Annotated in this window: 15 protein-coding genes, 3 pseudogenes and 1 riboswitch; of the genes and pseudogenes, 9 read left to right on the forward strand and 9 right to left on the reverse strand. The window is 69.0% G+C overall.

The window, feature by feature from the left end:
- From FXN61_RS33710 to FXN61_RS33740, 7 genes are all read right to left on the reverse strand, one after another.
- A partial coding sequence (locus tag FXN61_RS33710) for an ATP-binding protein (protein ID WP_167978007.1) occupies positions 1 to 992 on the reverse strand: 992 nt, incomplete at its 3' end.
- A 36-nt stretch (positions 993 to 1,028) separates the two neighbouring features.
- On the reverse strand, positions 1,029 to 1,913 hold the full coding sequence (locus FXN61_RS33715; RefSeq protein WP_167978008.1) for a DUF5829 family protein: 885 nt from the start codon (positions 1,911 to 1,913) through the stop codon (positions 1,029 to 1,031).
- A gap of 54 nt (positions 1,914 to 1,967) precedes the next feature.
- Entirely contained in the window at positions 1,968 to 2,666 is a 699-nt protein-coding gene (locus tag FXN61_RS33720) for a MerR family transcriptional regulator (protein ID WP_167978009.1), read from the reverse strand.
- 10 nt (positions 2,667 to 2,676) lie between these two features.
- Positions 2,677 to 3,978 (reverse strand): serine hydrolase domain-containing protein, encoded by a 1,302-nt coding sequence (locus FXN61_RS33725; protein WP_167978010.1) that lies wholly within the window; start codon positions 3,976 to 3,978, stop codon positions 2,677 to 2,679.
- Positions 3,979 to 4,039: 61 nt separating this feature from the next.
- Positions 4,040 to 4,936 (reverse strand): glycosyl hydrolase family 8, encoded by an 897-nt coding sequence (locus FXN61_RS33730; RefSeq protein WP_312878182.1) that lies wholly within the window; start codon positions 4,934 to 4,936, stop codon positions 4,040 to 4,042.
- On the reverse strand, positions 4,866 to 5,459 hold the full coding sequence (locus tag FXN61_RS33735; RefSeq protein ID WP_167978012.1) for a discoidin domain-containing protein: 594 nt from the start codon (positions 5,457 to 5,459) through the stop codon (positions 4,866 to 4,868). The genes FXN61_RS33730 and FXN61_RS33735 overlap by 71 nt, the downstream gene beginning before the upstream one ends.
- 62 nt (positions 5,460 to 5,521) lie before the next feature.
- A complete protein-coding gene (locus FXN61_RS33740; protein WP_312878181.1) occupies positions 5,522 to 6,406 on the reverse strand; it encodes a patatin-like phospholipase family protein in 885 nt (294 codons plus the stop codon).
- Between the two features lie 64 nt (positions 6,407 to 6,470).
- Positions 6,471 to 6,552, forward strand: a riboswitch (S-adenosyl-L-homocysteine riboswitch).
- A gap of 13 nt (positions 6,553 to 6,565) precedes the next feature.
- Here FXN61_RS33740 and metH point away from each other — a divergent pair.
- The 4 genes and pseudogenes from metH to FXN61_RS33760 form a co-directional block, all read left to right on the forward strand.
- A complete protein-coding gene (gene metH / locus FXN61_RS33745; protein ID WP_167978013.1) occupies positions 6,566 to 10,138 on the forward strand; it encodes a methionine synthase in 3,573 nt (1,190 codons plus the stop codon).
- Between the two features lie 125 nt (positions 10,139 to 10,263).
- Complete coding sequence (locus FXN61_RS33750) at positions 10,264 to 11,298, forward strand: sugar ABC transporter substrate-binding protein (RefSeq protein ID WP_167978014.1); 1,035 nt, start codon at positions 10,264 to 10,266, stop codon at positions 11,296 to 11,298.
- Positions 11,299 to 11,867: 569 nt separating this feature from the next.
- Positions 11,868 to 12,341, forward strand: a pseudogene (locus FXN61_RS56595) (diguanylate cyclase domain-containing protein); the annotation flags it as partial.
- Between the two features lie 205 nt (positions 12,342 to 12,546).
- Positions 12,547 to 13,218, forward strand: a pseudogene (locus FXN61_RS33760) (putative bifunctional diguanylate cyclase/phosphodiesterase); the annotation flags it as partial.
- Here the strand turns inward: FXN61_RS33760 and FXN61_RS33765 are convergent.
- Positions 13,209 to 14,147: a phosphotransferase gene (locus tag FXN61_RS33765; RefSeq protein WP_167978015.1), complete on the reverse strand. Its 939-nt coding sequence runs from the start codon at positions 14,145 to 14,147 to the stop codon at positions 13,209 to 13,211. The pseudogene FXN61_RS33760 and the gene FXN61_RS33765 overlap by 10 nt on opposite strands.
- A gap of 54 nt (positions 14,148 to 14,201) precedes the next feature.
- On the opposite strand from FXN61_RS33765, the gene FXN61_RS33770 reads away from it, so the two are divergent.
- Positions 14,202 to 14,645 carry an NUDIX hydrolase gene (locus FXN61_RS33770; protein WP_167978016.1) on the forward strand — a complete coding sequence of 148 codons (444 nt, stop codon included), beginning with the start codon at positions 14,202 to 14,204 and terminating at the stop codon, positions 14,643 to 14,645.
- Here FXN61_RS33770 and FXN61_RS33775 read toward each other — a convergent pair.
- The gene (locus tag FXN61_RS33775) at positions 14,597 to 15,487 is read right to left on the reverse strand and encodes a GlxA family transcriptional regulator (RefSeq protein ID WP_223165700.1); all 891 of its coding nucleotides are present in this window, start codon (positions 15,485 to 15,487) and stop codon (positions 14,597 to 14,599) included. The genes FXN61_RS33770 and FXN61_RS33775 overlap by 49 nt on opposite strands.
- A gap of 92 nt (positions 15,488 to 15,579) precedes the next feature.
- Between FXN61_RS33775 and FXN61_RS33780 the strand changes: the two genes are divergently transcribed.
- The 4 genes and pseudogenes from FXN61_RS33780 to FXN61_RS33795 all read left to right on the forward strand — a co-directional run.
- On the forward strand, positions 15,580 to 15,999 hold the full coding sequence (locus FXN61_RS33780; RefSeq protein ID WP_167978017.1) for a Rid family hydrolase: 420 nt from the start codon (positions 15,580 to 15,582) through the stop codon (positions 15,997 to 15,999).
- 20 nt (positions 16,000 to 16,019) lie between these two features.
- The gene (locus FXN61_RS33785; RefSeq protein WP_188135785.1) at positions 16,020 to 16,940 is read left to right on the forward strand and encodes an AraC family transcriptional regulator; all 921 of its coding nucleotides are present in this window, start codon (positions 16,020 to 16,022) and stop codon (positions 16,938 to 16,940) included.
- 71 nt (positions 16,941 to 17,011) lie between these two features.
- Positions 17,012 to 18,814, forward strand: a complete 1,803-nt coding sequence (locus tag FXN61_RS33790; RefSeq protein WP_167978018.1) for an FAD-dependent oxidoreductase — start codon at positions 17,012 to 17,014, stop codon at positions 18,812 to 18,814.
- Positions 18,811 to 19,050 (forward strand): annotated as a pseudogene (locus tag FXN61_RS33795) (maleylacetate reductase); the annotation flags it as partial. The gene FXN61_RS33790 and the pseudogene FXN61_RS33795, both read left to right, overlap by 4 nt.

A 19,050-nucleotide genomic window follows, 5' to 3' on the forward strand; every position in this document is an offset into this window, starting at 1 on the left:
GCCGTGCGGCCCGTCCCAACGCATTGACCGCCGGCCGCAGCGCCACCAGCCGAAAGCGCCCGGTCGGCCGTCTTCTCCAGCAGGCAGGCGACCTCCTCGTCGTTGCCCGTCACGGCAGCGGCGAGATGCCACGCCCTCCGGTCCGGCTCGTCCGTCTCGGCGGCCAGTCGTCGATGGGCGTCCTGACGTTCGGCCGCACTCGCCGCCCGCACGATCGCGGACCTGATCAACGGATGCCGGAACGCGCCGTCTCGATCGACCAGCCGTGCCTCGACCGCGGGCTCCAGGCCGGCGAGCGCTCCGCCGAGGGCCGTCATGAGCAACGCCGTCCGCACCTCGTGAGGCAACGTGGCGGCACGCGCCGCGAACGCCTCCTCCAGGGAGTTGCCGCCGAACGGCAGTTCGTTGAGCGCCAACGGGTTCCCCGCCGCCTGGGCGAGCACCCGGGATCGGCGCTCGGCGTCCAGGTCCGGTGCGACCGCGGCGAGCAGCGCGTCGGCGTCGTCCTCTGCCAACGGTTCCAAGGAGAGCGTGGGAACACCCGCGAGCACCGGCGTTCGGGCGGTCGCCACGAGCACGGCGCCGGACAACCTCCGAGCCACGAAACCGAGGACGTCCCGGCTCGCCTGGTCCAGCCAGTGCGCGTCGTCCACCAGGACAATGGGCCCTGCCGCGCTCAGCAGCTCGAGTGCGGCCAGCCCGACCAGGTGCACGGGTGGCGCAGCGCCGTCGGACAGCCCGAAGACGACCTCCAGTGCTCCGCGCCGCACCTCGGGCAAGGTGGACAGGTCGAGGAACGGATGCAGCACCTGGTGCAGTCCGGCGTACGGCAGGTCCTGCTCAGCCTCGACACCGACGACCAGGTGACCGTCGAGCGAGGCGAGCAGCGCCGACTTGCCGACGCCGGGCTCGCCGACGATCTGCAGGGACCCGCCCGCCTCGGCCAGCGCGGCCAGCAGCTCCCGTTCCCGCTCTCGTCCGACGAGCGACACGACACCCCGTTCGTTGATCCGTACGGACCAAGAGTGTCAGAAAGTCCAGACCGCGCGCTTGCCAGGACCCACGACCAGCGTCGAGGTGCCAAGCCGCTCCACGTGCCTCGCCACCACGCGGTTCAGCTCGAACTCGACGTGCTTGAGCCCGGCCTGCCCCTGCGGCGCCTCGTCGAACCGCATCGTCGTGCCACCCCGCGTCGCCACGACCGTGCCCGGCTCGGTCCACAGGGAGAACCCGCCAGCCCGCAGCAACGGGATGGTGTCCGCCAGGTCCCCGGCGGTGACGGTGATGCGGATCAGCGTGATGTTGCGCATCAGCTTGTTCTTGTACGCGTCCGGGAGGTAGCGCTCACGGCTGACGTCACCGGGGAACCGTGCGGGCCCCACCTTGCTGCGCGGGTCGTTGAGGTACTCGTCGCGGTACTCCATGGCCCAGGCACCGAACCTGTCGTACTTCTCGACCAGGAACACGGAGTCGAACCACGGCACCGGCTTGCCGTCACCGAAGTCGCGGGTCTGCAGGAAGTCGATCGGCTTGTGGCCGGCGGCGTGCAGCCGTGACCTCACCGCGTCGATGTCGCCGTCGCGTTCGGTCGAAAGTCCCAGACCGGCGGAGCCCGGTTCGCCGTCGCGCCCGGGAACGTCGCCGGGCCCGAAGATCTCCAGGTAGGTCTCCTGGCCGCGCAGGTAGCGGCCTTTCCACACCTTGCCGTCGGCACCTGTCGTGGTGCGGACCTCGAAGTCCGCGAACTCCTTGAGATAGGCGGAGTGCTCGACGGCATCCGCGGTGGCGCGGTGGAAGGTTGCCCAAGCGTGGTTGTAGTACAACAACTGCCGTTCTCCAGCCTGTGCCGGTCCCGCGCCCAACAGAACCAGAAGAACGACCGAGATCAGGCACGACATACGTCGATTCCCCATGATTCGATCCTAGAACGGGCGGGCTCAAGCCAGGCTCAAGTCACATGGGCTCTTTTAGCTCAAGGCAGCCATCCGGTTCCACGCTGGCGACGAGGCTCCTGCCGCGGACATCGCCAGCTCGGTGATCTCCGGATCCGCCACCGGCATCTCGGGCCTGGACGACATCCACGCGGCCGCCCGCCTCGCCAGCGCCGGCAGCCGCGGGTCGTCCGGCGACCAGTCGAAGGCCTCGTCGTGGGCGAGGTAGATCTGCTGGAACTCGGGGTCGTCGAGTGCCTCGGTCTTGTCCGCGAGCCACACCGACGCCTCGTCCGGCGCGACGGTCTGCATGAGGACCCACACCTCGCGTTCCATCCGCACGCCCCGCTCACTCACCCCGAGCCGCCGCAACCGTTCCAGCATCGCGGCCGCCTCCGGGGTCAGGAACAACGCGTTGCCCGCCCGCAACCGCACGACCCGTTCGCGAGCGAGCCGGATCTCCTCTTCGCGGCGGCGGAGCGCCTCGTCGATCTCGGTGATCGACGAGGCGAACTCCTCCTCGTCCGCCACAAGCAGTTCCTTCACACGGGCGAGCGGCACCCCGGCCTCGGCGAGCGTGCGGATCTTGACCAGGTCGATCGCGTCCTGCGCGCTGTAGCGCCGGTATCCCGAGTGGTCACGCGCGGGCTCCTGCAGCAGCCCCACCTTGTGGTAATGGCGCACCGCTTTGATCGTCACGCCCGCGTACCGGGCGAGCTGGCCGATCGTGATCATTGCGCCATCATCACACTCGGCCGAACATCCGACCGGCGAGATCGACCCCGATGATCACGCCGTCCGCGTCGCGAGTGAAGAACCCGCGCTGCCCCGTGAACGCGCCGTCCGTGATCACGTACTCATCGCGAGGCAACAGCCCCATCGGGAACGGCGCGTGGTCGGCCGGCAACTCCATCTCCGCGGACTCCCGGATCTCCGGCCGGAGCAGCACCTCCAGCACCAGACCCTCGCCGGTGTCGTCGATGGTCATCACCATCGCGTCGTTGTCGTAGTCACCCGCAACCTCCCGCGCGGCAACAGCGTTGTACGGCAACGGCTCCGGGTCGCGGTCGAGCACACCGAGGTGGTGTTCCAGCGCCTTGCGGACCACGGCCTGGTTGAACGGAATCCCGTCCGGCCCCTGGTTCGCGATCGACACCACCGCGAAGTTCCGCTCAGGAACGATCAGCAGCTCGGCGAACTGCCCGTTGGACGAACCGCCGTGCCCGATCGCCTGCACACCGTCGATCTCCCGCAGGAACCAGCCGACGCCGATCGCGTCACCGAGGTTGCTGCCGCGCAACACCGCCGTCGGCCTCCGCATCTCGGCCAGGTCCACGCCGTCACCGTCACCCAGGTGGAAACGGGCCCACGCAAGGAGATCCTTGGCCGAGGCCGCGATGCCACCACCGGGGTTGTTGGCGCGCCAGTGCCGCCACGGCCGCGCGATCTCGCCCTTCTCGTGCCCGACGGCGAACCGGCGCGTCATCACCGCGTCCCGGTCGAAGTGCGTGTTGCCCAGCCCGAGCGGTTCGAGCAGCAACGACATCATCGCCTGCTCGTAGGTCTGCCCGGTGACGTTCTCGATGATCCGTCCTGCCAGGTTGAAACCGGACTGGCTGTAGGACGGCCGCTCCCCCGCGGCCCCGATCAGCTTCAGCGTTTCGAGCTCGGCGACGTGCCTGGCGAGCGCGTCGTCGCCCTCACCGGTGTCGGCGAGCGTGCCCCAGTCGAGGCCGGACGTGTGGTTGAGCAGCTGCCGCACGGTGAACTCGCGGTCGTCCATCAACCGAAGCTCCGGCACGTACTTCCGGACCGGCGCGTCCAGCGAGACCCGGCCGTCGGCGACCAGGCGCATGATCGCGGTCGCGGTGTAGGTCTTGGTGACCGAGCCGAGCAGGAAGAGCGTGTCCTCGTTGACCGGCAACGGGTTCTCGACGCTGGTCACGCCGTGGCAGAAGAAGTGCTCTTCGCCGTCGTGGAAGACGCCGGCGGCGGCGCCGGGGATGTCGAAGCGGGTGGCGGTCTGTGCGATGAAGTCGTTGTCCATGCCGGAAATGCTCGGACCCTGCCCCTGGGTCAAGGTCAACGCAGGGGCAGGGTGACCTGGGTCACGGAATCCAGTGGTTCCCACTCACCGTGATCATCACCTGGAGCTGGATGCTCGCGCCGAAGTACGTGTTCGTGTCGATCGGCGTGGTCAGCATCTTGTTCCACAACGCGTCCAGCCAGGCCTGGCTGCCCGAATCCGTCGTCGCCGCGACCGCGAACGGCGCGACGAACGCCGCGTCGCTGCCGCTGCCGATCTGCGTGCCGTTGAGCTGGTAACCGACCGCGATCCTGTTCGGGTCGCCACCGGTCTTGCCCTTGATCCACGTGTTCAGCTTGCGCGCCGCCGCCAGCGACTTGCCGTCACCGGTCACCGCCGCGTCCGCACCGATGCGCCACGGGTCGCGGCACGCGTTGTACCAGTACTTGCCGTCGGTCGCCTCTTCTTCGAGCATCTTCCCAACGGCGGGCTTCACCGTGGAGTTGGTGTCCTGCACGAAGTCCGGCAGCAGGCCGGTGCTCGCCGCGTACTTCGACTGCAGCAAGGCGATCAGGTCCTGGTGCTTGGTGCGGATCGTGTCCCACGCCGAGTCGCCGGTCGCCCTGCGGAACGCACGGAAGTGGTCAGCCATCCAGTCGGAAGACCTGGAGCCGTAGTACTTCCTGCTGTCGTCCGGGCCGGACCAGTCGCCCATCAGCAGCAGGTTCGTGTCCGGGTTGATCAGGCTCGTCTTGATCGCGTTGATGTTCCTGACCGCGATCTGCTTGTAGTTGTAGGTGCCGGAACTGCCCCACTGGCGGTCGGCCAGCAGCAGCCCGTAAGCCGTGTCCATGTCGCCATCGGTCGCGCTGTCGCTGCCGTTGACGCTTCGGCAGGCGGTGTCCTGCTCAGCGGCCAGCAGGTCGGGGTTGTTGACCGACGGGTGGGCGAGCTTGTACTTCAGCAGGCCGTCGACCAGGCACCGGTGGGGGCGTGGTCGTCGTGGTCGTCGGCGGGTTGGTGCCGCCGCCCACGCCGTAGACCTCGAACTCCCACAGCGAATAGCCGTACGTCGTTCCGCGCGCCGTGCCGTAAACCCGCACGTACCGGCCGGAACCGGACACGGTCAGGTCGTCGACACCACCGTCACCGGCACTCGTCGAGTAGACGTCGGTCCAGGTCGAACCGTCGGAGGACGTCTGCACGCGATACGTCTTGGCGTACGCGACCTCCCAGTTCAGCTTCACCCTGCTGATCGTGTGCGTCGAGCCGAGGTCGACTCGGAGCCACTCCGGATCGTGCCCTTCCACCGAGGCCCAGCGGGTCGACGTGCTGCCGTCGACCGCCTTCGCCGCCTCGAACCCGAGCCCCTCGATCGAGGAGGCCGTCACCGCCTTGCCGCCGGAGACCAGTGGATCCGCCGCCGAAGCACTGATCGTCCCTGCCGCGAGGAGGCCGAGCACGAGCCCGAGCGCCCCCAACGCGGTTCTTCTGCCGACCACGACCGCCTCCAGCAATTGGTTAACAAAGCTGTCAATGCGAGTGGTTGGCGACGGTAAGCAGGTCAGACCCCATGGACAAGAGGTATCGGCCAGTTGTTGCGCGTTCGGACAGTGATCAGTTCCAGACCGCGCGGACGGCTTCGGCGACCGACGCGGCCTGCGCGCGTCCGGCTTCGGCAGCGGGCTTTCGACGTGCCGGGTCCAGCAGGTTCGACCCGATCGCCGCCAAAGCGGCCCTGTCCGGGCTCACCACGATCGACGGCACGCCGAGCTTCGCCGCCTGCGCTCCAGGGGTCGCCCGCCAGACTCGCCGAACGCGTCAGCGGCGCCACGACCACGACCCGCGAGCACCCGGCCGCGAGGTCCACGTTGGCCACGGACCGCATGCCGCCGTCCATGTACCGGCGGCCGTTGATCGTGACCGGCGGCCACACCAGCGGCACCGCGCAGCTCGACGCGACTGCCTCCACCAGCGGTACCCCGCTGTCCCGGTCGAACGCCACGAACTTCCCGTCCGCGGTGTCGACGGCGGTGACCTTCAGCGCGCGCTCCGGCCAGTCCTGAATGGACAGTCGATGGGCGAACACCGCGAGCCGCGACTCCTCGGACGGCGTGCGGGCCCTCAACGCCGCCCGCCCCAGCCGGGCCCGCTTCGCCGCCGGGGACCCCGGCATCACGTAGGAGAGCACGTACCTCACCACCATCCACCGGGTCAGCCGCGCGGGGATCTCCCCATCGGGCGGCAACAGCTGAGCCGCGTAGAGGTCAGCGAGCGCGGTACCACCCGCCAAGTGCGTCGCCACCACGGACCCAGCGGACGTCCCCACGAACAGGTCGGCATCTGTCAGGTCGACGCCCGCTTCTGCGAGTCCGTGCAGAATCCCTGTCTCCCAAGCGATTCCGGTGACACCACCGCCGCCGAGGACCAACGCCCGTTGTCCGCTCACGGAGACCATCCTAGGGAGTGAGACGAGTTCCTGGTCCATGGTCGGCGTTGGTAGCCTGGGACGCGAGGCCGAGAAGCGCTGCAACGGGCCACCACGCCTGCCACGCTCGGCTTCGCACCACCACGAAACAAGGGCGCTTCCGACTTTTCGGGAGCGCGCGTGGGTGGTCTCAAGTCCCTGCTGAACCAGCGGATCGCCGTGCTCGACGGTGCATGGGGAACGATGTTCCAGCAGGCAGGGCTCTCCCCCGCCGACTACTACGGCACCGAGTTCGGCGACCACCACCTCGACGTCGCGGGCGACCCGGACCTGCTCAACCTCACGCGCCCGGACCTGGTGCTCGACGTGCACCGGCAGTACCTCGCGGCGGGCGCGGACATCACGACCACGAACACGTTCACCGCCACGTCGATCGGTCAGGCCGACTACGGGCTCGAACACCGCGTGCGCGACATGAACCTCGCCGGCGCCAGGATCGCCAGGCAGGCCGCCGACGAGTTCGGCGGCAGGTTCGTCGCCGGGTCGGTCGGGCCGCTCAACGTCACGCTCTCGCTGTCCCCCAAGGTCGAGGACCCAGCGTTCCGCGCCGTCACGTTCGACGAGGTCAAGGCCTCCTACGCCGAGCAGATCGCGGCGCTGCACGAGGGCGGCGTCGATCTGCTGCTGATCGAGACGATCTTCGACACGCTCAACGCCAAGGCCGCCATCACCGCAGCCCGCGAGGTGGCGCCCAACCTGCCGTTGTGGATCTCGGTGACGATCGTCGACCTGTCCGGCCGCACGCTGTCCGGCCAGACCGTCGAGGCGTTCTGGGCCTCGATCGAGCACGCGAAACCACTGGTCGTGGGCGTGAACTGCTCGCTGGGCGCCGAGGAGATGCGCCCGCACGTCACCGATCTGGCGCGCCTCGCGGACACCTACGTCGCCTGCCACCCGAACGCCGGCCTGCCCAACGCGTTCGGCGGCTACGACCAGGCCCCGGACGAGACCGCGGCCTTGCTGCAGGACTTCGCGGGCAAGGGCATCGTGAACGTCGTAGGCGGCTGCTGCGGCACCACGCCCGCACACATCAAGGCCATCGCCGACAGCGTCAGGAACACGACCCCGCGCGAGGTCGTCAAGCCCCGCAACACCACCAGGTTCAGCGGCCTGGAGACGTTCGAGATCGGCGCCGACACCGGTTTCGTAATGATCGGTGAGCGCACCAACGTCACGGGCTCGGCGAAGTTCCGCAGGCTGATCGAGGCCGACGACCACCAGGCCGCGCTCGCCGTCGCGCTCGACCAGGTGCGCGGCGGCGCGAACCTGCTGGACGTCAACATGGACGCCGACCTGCTCGACGGCGAGCAGGCGATGACGACGTTCCTGAACCTGATCGCGACCGAGCCGGAGATCGCCCGCATCCCTGTGATGATCGACAGCTCCCGCTGGGGCGTGCTGCGGGCCGGTCTGCGCTGCGTGCAGGGCAAGGGCGTGGTCAACTCGATCAGTCTCAAGGAGGGCGAGGGCCCGTTCCTCGAGCAGGCGCGCACGATCCGCGACCACGGCGCCGGTGTCGTCGTGATGGCGTTCGACGAGCAGGGCCAGGCCGACACGACCGAACGCAAGGTCGCGATCTGCGGACGCGCGTACGACCTGCTGACCCAGAAGGCCGGTTTCCCCGCCGAGGACATCATCTTCGACCCGAACGTGCTCGCCGTCGCGACCGGCATCTCCGAGCACAACGGCTACGCCAAGGCGTTCATCGACGCACTGCCGCTGATCAAGCAGCGATGTCCTGGCGCCCGCACCAGCGGTGGCATCTCGAACCTGTCGTTCTCGTTCCGCGGCAACGACGTCGTCCGCGAGGCGATGCACTCCGCGTTCCTGTTCCACGCCGTTCGCGCCGGCCTGGACATGGGCATCGTCAACGCCGGCCAGCTCGTGGTCTACGAGGACATCCCCGCCGACCTGCTCGAACTGGTCGAGGACGTCATCTTCGACCGCCGCGAGGACGCGACGGACCGTCTCGTCTCGCACGCCGACACGGTCAAAGGCCCCGGCACGAAGCGCGTCGTCGATCTCGCTTGGCGCGAGGGGCCGGTCGGCAAGCGGCTGGAGCACGCGATCCTGCACGGCGTAGTCGACTTCATCGAGGAGGACACCGAGGAGGCCCGCCAGGCCCTGCCGCGTCCGCTCGACGTGATCGAGGGTCCGCTGATGGACGGCATGAAGATCGTCGGCGACCTGTTCGGCGCGGGCAAGATGTTCCTGCCCCAGGTGGTGAAGAGCGCCCGCGTCATGAAGCGCGCGGTCGCGTACCTGGAACCGTTCATGGACGCGGAGCCCAAGTCGACGGCGGGCGGCAACGGCAAGGTCGTGCTCGCCACGGTCAAGGGCGACGTGCACGACATCGGCAAGAACATCGTCGGCGTCGTGCTGGGCTGCAACAACTACGAGGTCATCGACCTCGGCGTGATGGTCCCGGCAGCGAAGATCCTCGACACCGCGATCCGCGAGCACGCCGACGTCATCGGCCTGTCCGGCCTGATCACGCCGTCGCTGGACGAGATGGTCTCCGTCGCCGAGGAGATGCAGCGGCGCGGCATGAAACTGCCGTTGCTGATCGGCGGCGCCACGACGTCCCGCCAGCACACCGCCGTGAAGATCGCGCCGGTCTACGACGAGCCGGTCATCCACGTGCTCGACGCGTCACGGGTCGTCGGCGTCGTCTCCGACCTGCTCGACGACCGGCGTGGCCACGAGCTGAACCTCACGAACCGCGCTGAGCAGGCGCGACTGCGCGAGCAGCACGAAAACCGCAAGCAGCTCCCGTTGCTCAGCCTGGAAGCCGCGCGCGCAAACGCGGAAAAGGTGGAATTCTCCGAACTGCCGGCCCCGGCATTCACCGGCACCCGCACGATGACTCCGTCACTGGCGGAACTGCGCGAGTTCATCGACTGGACGTTCCTCTTCCTCGCGTGGGAGCTCAAAGGCAAGTTCCCGGCGATCCTCTCCCAGCCGGTCGCGCGCGAACTCTACGAGGACGCGAACACGTTGCTGGACGAAATCGTCGCGGGAGAACTCTTTGAGGCTCGCGGTGTCTACGGCTTCTGGCCGGCGCATTCCGCAGGTGACGACATCCAGCTCGACAACGGTGTGCTCATCCCGATGCTTCGGCAGCAGACGCGGAAGCAGGTGTCCCGCCCGAACCGCTCGCTGTCGGACTACGTGGCGCCGGAAGGCGATCACCTCGGTGGCTTCGCGGTGACGATCCTGGGCGCGGAGAAGCTGTCCGCCGAGTACGAGGCCAAGAACGACGACTACCGCGCCATCATGGTGAAGGCACTGGCGGACAGGCTCGCCGAGGCGTTCGCCGAGTGGATCCACCTGCGGGCGCGCCGCGACTGGTTCGAGCCGGACGCCGAGCCGGTGCTGGCCGACCTGCACGCCGAGAAGTTCCGCGGCATCCGGCCCGCGCTGGGTTACCCGGCCTGCCCCGACCACACCGTCAAACGCGAGCTGTTCGACCTGCTCGGCGCGGAGGATATCGGCGTCGGTCTGACCGAGTCCTTCGCGATGAACCCCGCGGCGAGCGTGAGCGGCCTGATCTTCCAGCACCCGGACGCGAAGTACTTCACGGTGGGAAGGCTCGGCCGCGACCAGGTCGTGGACTACGCCCGCCGGTACGGCAAGCCGGTGGCCGAGGTGGAGCAGTGGCTGCGCCCCAACCTCGGATATGAACCGGCCTGACGCTTCCGCAACGTGAAAGCGCTTCCCGGTATTGGCAGGCGTTATCCCGATTTCGCACCAAGCGATGTAGCATCGGCCGCTCTGGAGATCAATCACCCGTCGGTCGAGCGAGCCCGAGGTCATCCATGCGAGCTGCGGCGCTGGTGCTGGGTCTGGTGCTGTTATGCAGCTGTGGCGGTGCCGCGAAGTCAGAGGCGCTGCCACACGTCGGTTTCGTGGTCAAGCGCACAGGCGGTTCCTTCGCTCAGGAGATGACCAGCGGGTTCCACGAAGGCGTCGGCCGCATCGGTGGTGTCAGCGCGACGGTGACAGGCCCGCCAGGGCAGGACGGGCACAAGGAAGTCGAGTTGTTCCGCGATTTGACGCTCGCCGCGAAAGGCGGAATCGCCGTCGCCACGTCCGAACCGGCGCTGATGGCACCGTCCATCGGTGAGGCCCTGAGCCAGCACGTCGCCGTCATCGGCGTGGACATGCGACTCACCACGAGCGCCGGGGTGAAACTCCACATCGGTAACGACAACTACGAACTCGGCGAAAAGCTGGCTGACGAGTTGATGCGCCGATTGCCCTCGGACGCGACCGGAACAGTGGTGCTGGGAAACACCGCGCCGGGACTCCCCGGGTTCGACGACCGGGCCGAAGGGATTCGAGGGCGGTTCGCGGAAAAGCTACCGGGAGTACTGGTGCTGGGGCCGTTCGACACACAGCGCGACGACGACGCCAACCGGGACGCGTGGCGCAGCCTGGTGGCCGCGAACCCGAACGCGCTGGCGTTCGTTGGGACCGGTGACTGCGACGGGGTCAACCTCGCAGCGATCAGAACCGAGAAGTCGGCGAGGTGGCTGGTGGGCGGTTTCGGGGTCGACCCGAGAACGTTGCAGGCGGTGCGGGACGGCGCCATGGTGGCGACGATCTCGCCGGAGCACTACCTCAAGGGCGCCGTGGCCGGCTGGCTGCTCGCCAGGCACGCGACAGGCGGAGCGGCGCTGCCGGAGGGCTGGGTCGAGACGCCCGGGCTGACGGTGACCACCGCGAACCTCGAGCAGATCCTGCACCGGCAGGAGTCCGAGAAGGCGCGCAGGGAGTTCTTCCAGCCGCAGATCGACAGCTTCGTCGGCGATCCGGCGAGCTGGGTGCGACCGTTGGAGCAGGCACGGTGAGCTTCTGGGAAGGCCGCGCCACCGCACGGGTGGCGACGGCGGGACTGACGGCCGGGCTGCTGGTACTGGCGGGACTGGCGCTGTGGAGCAGCGTCAGCGCGCAGGCCACGACCGCGCACGTGCGGGAGCTCAACGAGACCAGCGAGCGGTGGAGCCGCGTGCTGGAGCACATCAACGTCGCCGACAACGCGTTGCGGGACCTGCAGGTCGCACGCACCGAGCGGACCATCGAGCCGTTGCGGAACTCGGTGGGCTCCGCGCGCGGTGAGCTGGAGTGGCTGCGCACCAGCGGAACGCAGTCCGACACCGCGGTCGCCGGCAGGCTGCTGCCGCTGTACGACCAGACCACGGACATCCTGCGCAAGGTGATCGCCGGCGAGGACCCGCTGCAGGCGGACCAGGCAAGCCTCGCGCACTCGTCGTTGCGCCGCCAGATCTCCTCGACGATCGGCGCCAAGCGCCTCGACACCACCGAGTACCTGCGCGCGGCCGATGAGAAGAACGCGCAGCTGCGGGTCGCGCAGATCGTGGCGTTCGTGCTGGACGCGTTCCTGGTGGGGCTGTTCGGCATGGTGTTGCTCGGCTACCGCCGCAAGATCCTGCGCCAGGCAGCCAAGAACGAGCACGAGGCCCACCACGACGCGTTGACGGGTCTGGCCAACCGGTCGCTGCTCGCGCGCCGGATGGAACTGGCCGTGACGAAGGCGCGCAAGAAGGACGAGCCGCTGGCGTTGCTGATCGTGGACCTCGACAGGTTCAAGGAGGTCAACGACTCGCTCGGGCACCACTCCGGTGACCTGCTGCTGCGCCAGGTGGCCAACCGCCTCTCGTGGGCGGTGCGCGACACGGACCTGGTGGCCCGCCTGGGCGGCGACGAGTTCGCCGTGCTGCTGCCCGGCGTCGGCTCTGCTGAGAACGCCCGCATGGTCGCGGACAAGATCCTTTCCGCGTTGGCCATGCCGGTCACGCTGGAGGGTCTGGAACTGGAGATCGCCGGCAGCGTCGGCGTGGCACTGTGCCCTTCGGACTCGGGCGACGGCCACGAGTTGTTGCGGCACGCGGACATCGCGATGTACGCGGCCAAGCGCGAGAAGTCCGGTGTGGCCGTGTACGACGCCCGCTTGCACGAACGCGGCGCCGCGCACCTCACCGCCGTGACGGAGCTGCGGCACGCGATCGACCGCGGCGAGCTGTTCCTGCACTACCAGCCCAAGGCACTGGCCGACACGGGCGCGGTGTGCGGCGTCGGAGGCCCTGGCGCGCTGGCAGCATCCGACGCGCGGCCTGGTCCGTCCCGACGAGTTCATCCCGATCGCCGAGGAGAACGGTCTCATCGAGCCGCTGACCCGCTACGTGATCGACGCGGCGTTGCGCCAGTGCCGTGCGTGGTCCGACGCGGGCTGGGAGGTCCCGGTGTCGGTGAACGTGGGCGCGGCCTGCCTGCACCACACCGAGTTCCCCGGCGACGTGGCCGACCTGATCAAGCGGCACGGGTTGCCCGCGCGGCTGCTGACCCTGGAGATCACCGAGTCCGCGATCATCTCCGACCCGGACCGAGCCGTGGAGGTGTTGCGCGGCTTGACCGAGCTCGGCGTGCGACTGTCCATCGACGACTTCGGCACCGGATACTCGTCGATCTCGTACCTGCGCAGCATGCGGGTGCACGAGATGAAGCTCGACCGTTCATTCGTCACGCACATGTGCACCGACGCCGGCGACAGCGCGATCGTGCACGCCCTCGTGGCGCTGGCCCGCAACTTCGGGCTGCAGGCCGTCGCGGAGGGCGTGGAGGACCAGGACACCTGGACCGCGCTGGCCGAGGCCGGGTGCGACGTCGTCCAGGGCTACTTCCTCAGCGAGCCGTTGCCCGCCGAGGACATCGTTGCCTGGCTGGGAGATCGGGCGGCCGCTCACGCGTAGGGATCGGTGTCCCGCCACTGGTGGAGGAACGGCTGCATGAACTCGACCATGGCGGGCAGCTGGTCCGCGCACGACAGGTACGCGATCACCCGGATCGCGCCCACCGCGTTGACGAACCTGAGGACTTCCTTGTCGAGGGTGCGCAGCCCGTTCCTGGTCGCGCCGCGGTCGTAAGCGGCTTCGAGCTCCAGGCCGAGGCCGCCCAGGTCCCACTCGACCGGGCCCCTGGTGATGAGCTCGAAGTCGGAGAACAGCGGACCGTTCGTGCCGGCGAAGATGTTCGCGGGCGGCGAGTCGCCGTGGACGGGCTGCAGCTCGATGCCGGGGAAGGCCTTCCGGAACTCGCTTTCGTCGCTGACGAGCGGCTCCAGGATCTCCCACTCCTGCTTTGCTCGGGCGAGGTCGGCCGGGTCGACGATGTCGGGATGGTTTTCGAGCTTGGTGAGGGCTTCCCTGACGAACCCCGGTTCCGCTGAGGACAGGAAGTCCAGCTCGCCGGGGTACGCCCTGAGCGCCGCGTGCAGGTCCGCGGTGAGCTCGGAGTTCTTGACGTAGTCCGGTTCCTTGCTCTTGTCCTCGTCGGTGAACGGCCAGAACGTGATCGAGAAACCGTCCTTCTGGACGGGCTTGCGCGGCACCTCGGAACTCGGTGGGATCACCGGCGTGCCCTGGTCGTGCAGCCACTGCGCCACGTCGAGTTCCTGCTGCTGGCGCTTGGCCAGGGATTCCGGAGTCGTCGTGTGCGGCAGGACGGTGGGAATGCGAGCCACCACCGGCGACGGTGCCAGGTGCACCACGACGGAGAACAGCTCGTAGAGCACCTTGCCTTCGGTGATCTCCAGGCCGAGCTCGCGACCTGCCGCCACCGCGGCTTCTTTCGCCGCGTTGGTGCGGTTGGCGATGTCTTCGGGGGTCGCGAAGTCTGTCATGGCACGATCGTGTCACAACGACTTGGGTGGGCGCAGATCATTTACGGTGAGCCGATGGCCGACCGCCACCTGATCGACGTCCACGTGCTGCTCGTCCGCGACAGCGAGGTGCTGCTCACCCGGCGACGCGACCCGGATCCCCGGTTCGACGGTCTCTGGCACCTGCCCTCCGGCAAGCTCGACGCGGGCGAGTCCGTTCTCGACGGCGCCGTGCGCGAGGCCGAGGAGGAGGTCGGCGTGCTGATCGAACCCGGAGACCTGCGGCACGTGCACACGTTGCACGCCAACGGGTCCGGTCTGGAACCACGGCTCGGTCTGTACTTCGAGGCCCGGCGCTGGACCGGTGAGCCGGTCAACCGCGAGCCGGAGAGGTGTTCGGAGGCGCGGTGGTTCCGGCTCGACGCCCTCCCCCGCGACACCATCCCCTACCCCGCCGCTGGGATCGCCGGCTACCTGACGGGCACCTCGTTCGGCGTGCTCGGGTGGGACCTGCGGTAGGCGGTCGGCGTGGTGCCCACCTCGCGCCGGAAGATGGCGCGGAAGTTCGACCCGGTGCCGAAACCCGTGGCGGCGGCGATGCGGTCCACGGGCCAGTCCGAGGTCTCCAGCAACCGCCGGGCGCTCAGCACCCGCTGCATCGTCACCCACCGCATGGGCGAGTATCCGGTCTCGCGTTCGAAGTGCCGGATGAACGTCCGGCGGCCGAGGTTGCAGCGCCCGGCCAGCTGGTCGACGGTGATCGCCTCACCGAGGTGCGCCATGGCCCACGACCGCACCTCGGACAGGTCGGCGCGGACCGGGCTCAGCACGTCGACGTACTGCGGCTCCGCCCCGCCGCGCACGGGGGACGCCACGACCTCCTTGCCCGCCTCGTGCGCCGCGGCCACGCCGAAGTCGCCCAGGATCAGGTGCAGGCACGCGTCGATGCCCGCACCCCCGCCGGCGGAGGTGAGGAGGTTCCCGTCCTCCACGAAGAGCCGGTTCTCCAGCACGTTCACCCGCGGGTGCAACGCGCGCAGCGGTTCCAGATAACGCCAGTGCGTGGTGGCGTCACGGCCGTCCAGCAGGTCGGCGGCGGCGAGCGCGAACGTGCCGGTGCAGATGGCCGCGATCCGCGCGCCGCGGTCGGCGGCATCGCGCAGAGCGTCGAGGTAGGCATCGGCGGGTTTGGTCTCCGGATTCGCGTAGCCCGGCACCACGACGATGTCCGCGCGCTTCAGCCCCGACGGCTCCTCGCACACCCGCATGTCGTAGCCGGGCTGTGTGCCGAGCACGTGCGCGGGGATGCTGAGGTCGAGCGGGTACACGTCGGGCAGCGCCAGGATTGCGACGGTCAGCACGGTTCCGACCGTACTCCCGGTGTCACGATCCTTGCGATCGAAGGCATCAACTCGGGTGGAGCTCGCTCGGGAGAGTCGCGAAGCTCGACGTCATGGAAACTCAGAACCACGGTGTGCCATGGGAAACCGAGTACGGGTACGCGCAGGCGGTCAAGCGCGGCGACACGATCTACATCTCCGGCCAGCTGTCACACGACGGCGCTGATCTCGTCGCGCCGGCACCGGTCGGCGTCGACGGCAGGGTGACGGACTTCTCCGCCATGGAAGCGCAGATGCGGCAGACCTACGCCAACGCGGCGGAGTTGCTGGGCCGGTTCGGCGCCACGCTCGCGAACGTGGTCGACGAGGTCGTGTACGTGCTGGACATCCCGGCGGCGTTCGCGGTCGCGGGCAAGGTGCGCAAGGAGGCCTACGGACGGCCCGATCCGCAGGTCGCGAGCACGCTGGTCGGCACGACCGGGCTGGCGTTCCCCGAGCAGCTCGTCGAGATCAAGTTCACCGCGCGCGTCTGACCACGGGTTATCTTGGACGGATGGCATCCGTGCACCCGCCCGGCCTCACGAGGTTCCGGACGCACGACCTCCCGTGCCCGCACAGGCTGGCGGGCTGGGAGGAGCACAACGCCCGTTCCCTCGTGGGGCTGCGGGCGCAGCCCCTGGGCGGCAGGCCGTTCGACGGCGCGGAGGTGAACCTGACGCTCCCCCGCCTGCAGGTGGCGAAGGTGAGCGGGACGCCGCACGCCGTCGAGCGGGACGTCCGGCAGATCGCGGTCAACCCGGCCGACGGCGTGATCGTCTACTTCGCGCTGGCCGGCGAGAGCCGCTTCGACCACCGCGGCGGCCGGGAGCTGGTCGTCCCGGGTCAGGCGCTGGTGCTCGACGGGGACCAGCCCTTCCGGCGGGACTTCGCCCACGGCCTCACCGAGCTCGTGCTGAAGGCCCCGCGCTCCCTGTTGCGCGAGATCAAGCCCGGTCCGGTGAAGCCCAGGGTGTTCGGCTTCGCCGAGAACGCACACGCCCAGGCGCTGGTGACGGCGTTGTCCGGTGCGTTGCGCGGCGGCCAGGCCGACTGGGACGGCCTGGAGAACACCGCGACCGACCTGCTGGGCACGCTGCTCGGCGGATCCCGCACACCGGCAGGTGACCTGGCGGCCGCCCACGCCTTCATCGCCGCCCATCTGCACGAACAGGACCTGTCCGCGAGCCGGATCGCCGCCGCGATCGGGTACTCCGCACGTCACCTCTCACGCCTGTTCGCGGGGTCTGGGCAGAGCGTGCCGCAGGCGGTCCTGAACGCACGGCTCGACGCCGCCCGTCGCGTGCTCGCCGAGCCCGTCACTCTGGCCGAGATCGCCGCACGGCACGGTTTCGTCTCACAGGCGCACTTCTCCCGCACCTACCGGGCGCGGTTCGGCACCACGCCACGGCAGGACCGCGCAGAACTCCGCGCCTGAAGTTTTTGCCTGTTTCCGCCACGTGTGGCGCGCGGCACGAAACGGCGAAACCTGGCTGTCACCGTTTCGCCATGGTGACTTTCCACGACGGTCTCACCGACACGTCCCCACCGGCGCACACAGCGGTCGAGACCGATGTGCTCATCGTGGGGTCGGGTCCGGCAGGGGCCTCCGCAGCGCTCTTCCTGTCCACCCTGGGCGTCCCGAACATCATGATCACCAAGTACCGGTGGACGGCGAACACCCCTCGCGCACACATCACCAACCAGCGCACGATGGAGATCTTCCGCGACGTCGGCATCGAGGACCAGGTGCTCGCGGACGCCACCCCGCACCACCTGATCGGCGACACGGTGTTCTGCACCGCGATCACCGGTGAGGAAATCGGCCGCATCCTCACGTGGGGCAACCACCCCGCTCGTCATGCCGATCACGAGCTCGCGTCGCCGTCGCTCAACTGCGACATCCCGCAGACGTACCTGGAGCCGATCCTCGTCCGCAACGCGACGGCACGTGGTACGCAGACGCAGTTCAGCACGGAGTACCTGGGGCACGAGCAAGACGACGACGGCGTGACCGTGCGGGTGCTCAATCGGCTCACCGGTGCCGAGTACACGATCCGCGCGAAGTACCTCATCGGCGCGGACGGCGCCCGGTCCGCGGTGGCCGACGACCTGGACCTGCCCTACGAGGGTCAGATGGACGTCGCCGGGTCCATGAACATCACGTTCAAGGCTGACCTCTCCGACCTCTGCCGGCACCGCCCCTCGGTGCTGTACTGGGTGATCCAGCCCGGCGCGAACGTCGGCGGGATCGGCGCGGGTCTCGTGCGCATGGTCCGGCCGTGGAACGAGTGGCTCATCGTGTGGGGCTTCGACCTGGCACAGGGCGTGCCAGAGGTGACCGAGGACGACGCGCTGCAGATCGTGCGCAACCTCGTCGGCGCCCCTGCTCTCGACGCGGAAATCACCGGAATTTCCTTGTGGGGCAACAACGAGCAGTACGCCACCCGGTTGCAGCGCGGCCGGGTGTTCTGCGCGGGGGACGCGGTGCACAAGCACCCGCCGAGCAACGGGCTCGGCTCCAACACCTCGATCCAGGACTCGTACAACCTCGCGTGGAAGCTCGCGGCCGTCCTCAACGGACAGGCAGGGCCCGCTCTGCTCGACACCTACACCGCGGAACGCGCTCCCGTCGCGCGGCAGATCGTCGTGCGGGCCAACAAGTCCGCCCGTGAATTCGGAGCGTTGTTCGAGGCGCTCGGGCTCGACGTGACCCAGTCGGCGGAGGAGATGAACGCACGGATCGAGGAACGCAAGGACAGCAGCCTCGCCGGTGCCGCCAAGCGCGCGGCCGTGCAGGAGGCCATGGAACTCAAAAACTACGAGTTCAACGCCCACGGCGTGGAGATGGGCCAGTCCTACGTCTCCAGCGCCGTCGTCGCCGACGGCACCACCCGTCCCGCGCCGACCCGCGATCCGGAGCTGTACTACGAGCCGTCGACCTGGCCGGGAGCACGGCTGCCGCACGCATGGGTCGGCGACAGCAGGAGCAAGCGCTCCACCCACGACCTGGTGCCGTACGGGCGGTTCACGCTGTTGACCGGTATCAACGGCGAGGCGTGGGCCGACGCGGCGCAGAAGGCGGGCGACCGGCTCGGCGTTCCTCTTGAGACCGTCGTCATCGGTCCTGGGCGCCCGGTGACGGACCTCTACTTCGACTGGTCGCGACTGTCCGGTGTGGACGAGGACGGTGCCGTGCTGGTGCGTCCGGACAAGCACGTCGGCTGGCGCAGCCACTCGCTTCCCGCTGATCCGGAGGCCGAGCTCATGTCCGTCCTGACCGCTGTCCTCAGCCGGGAGGAAAGCGCATGAGCTGGCGGTTCGAGCACGTCACGCTCGGCCAGCGGGTGCGGTTCGGCACCGGCGAAGCGGCAGACAACCTCGCCGCCGAGGTCGCGCGGCTCGGTTCGAAGCGCGTGCTGCTGATCGCCGGCAAGTCCGAGGAGGCCATCGCCGCGGCCGTGACCTCGAAGATCGACGTGGCGGCGCGCTGCACCGACGTGGCCCCGCACGTCCCCGTCGACCGCGCCGAACGTGCCCGCGCGCTG

This window comes from Lentzea indica (assembly GCF_012184385.1).
GTDB lineage: Bacteria > Actinomycetota > Actinomycetes > Mycobacteriales > Pseudonocardiaceae > Lentzea > Lentzea indica.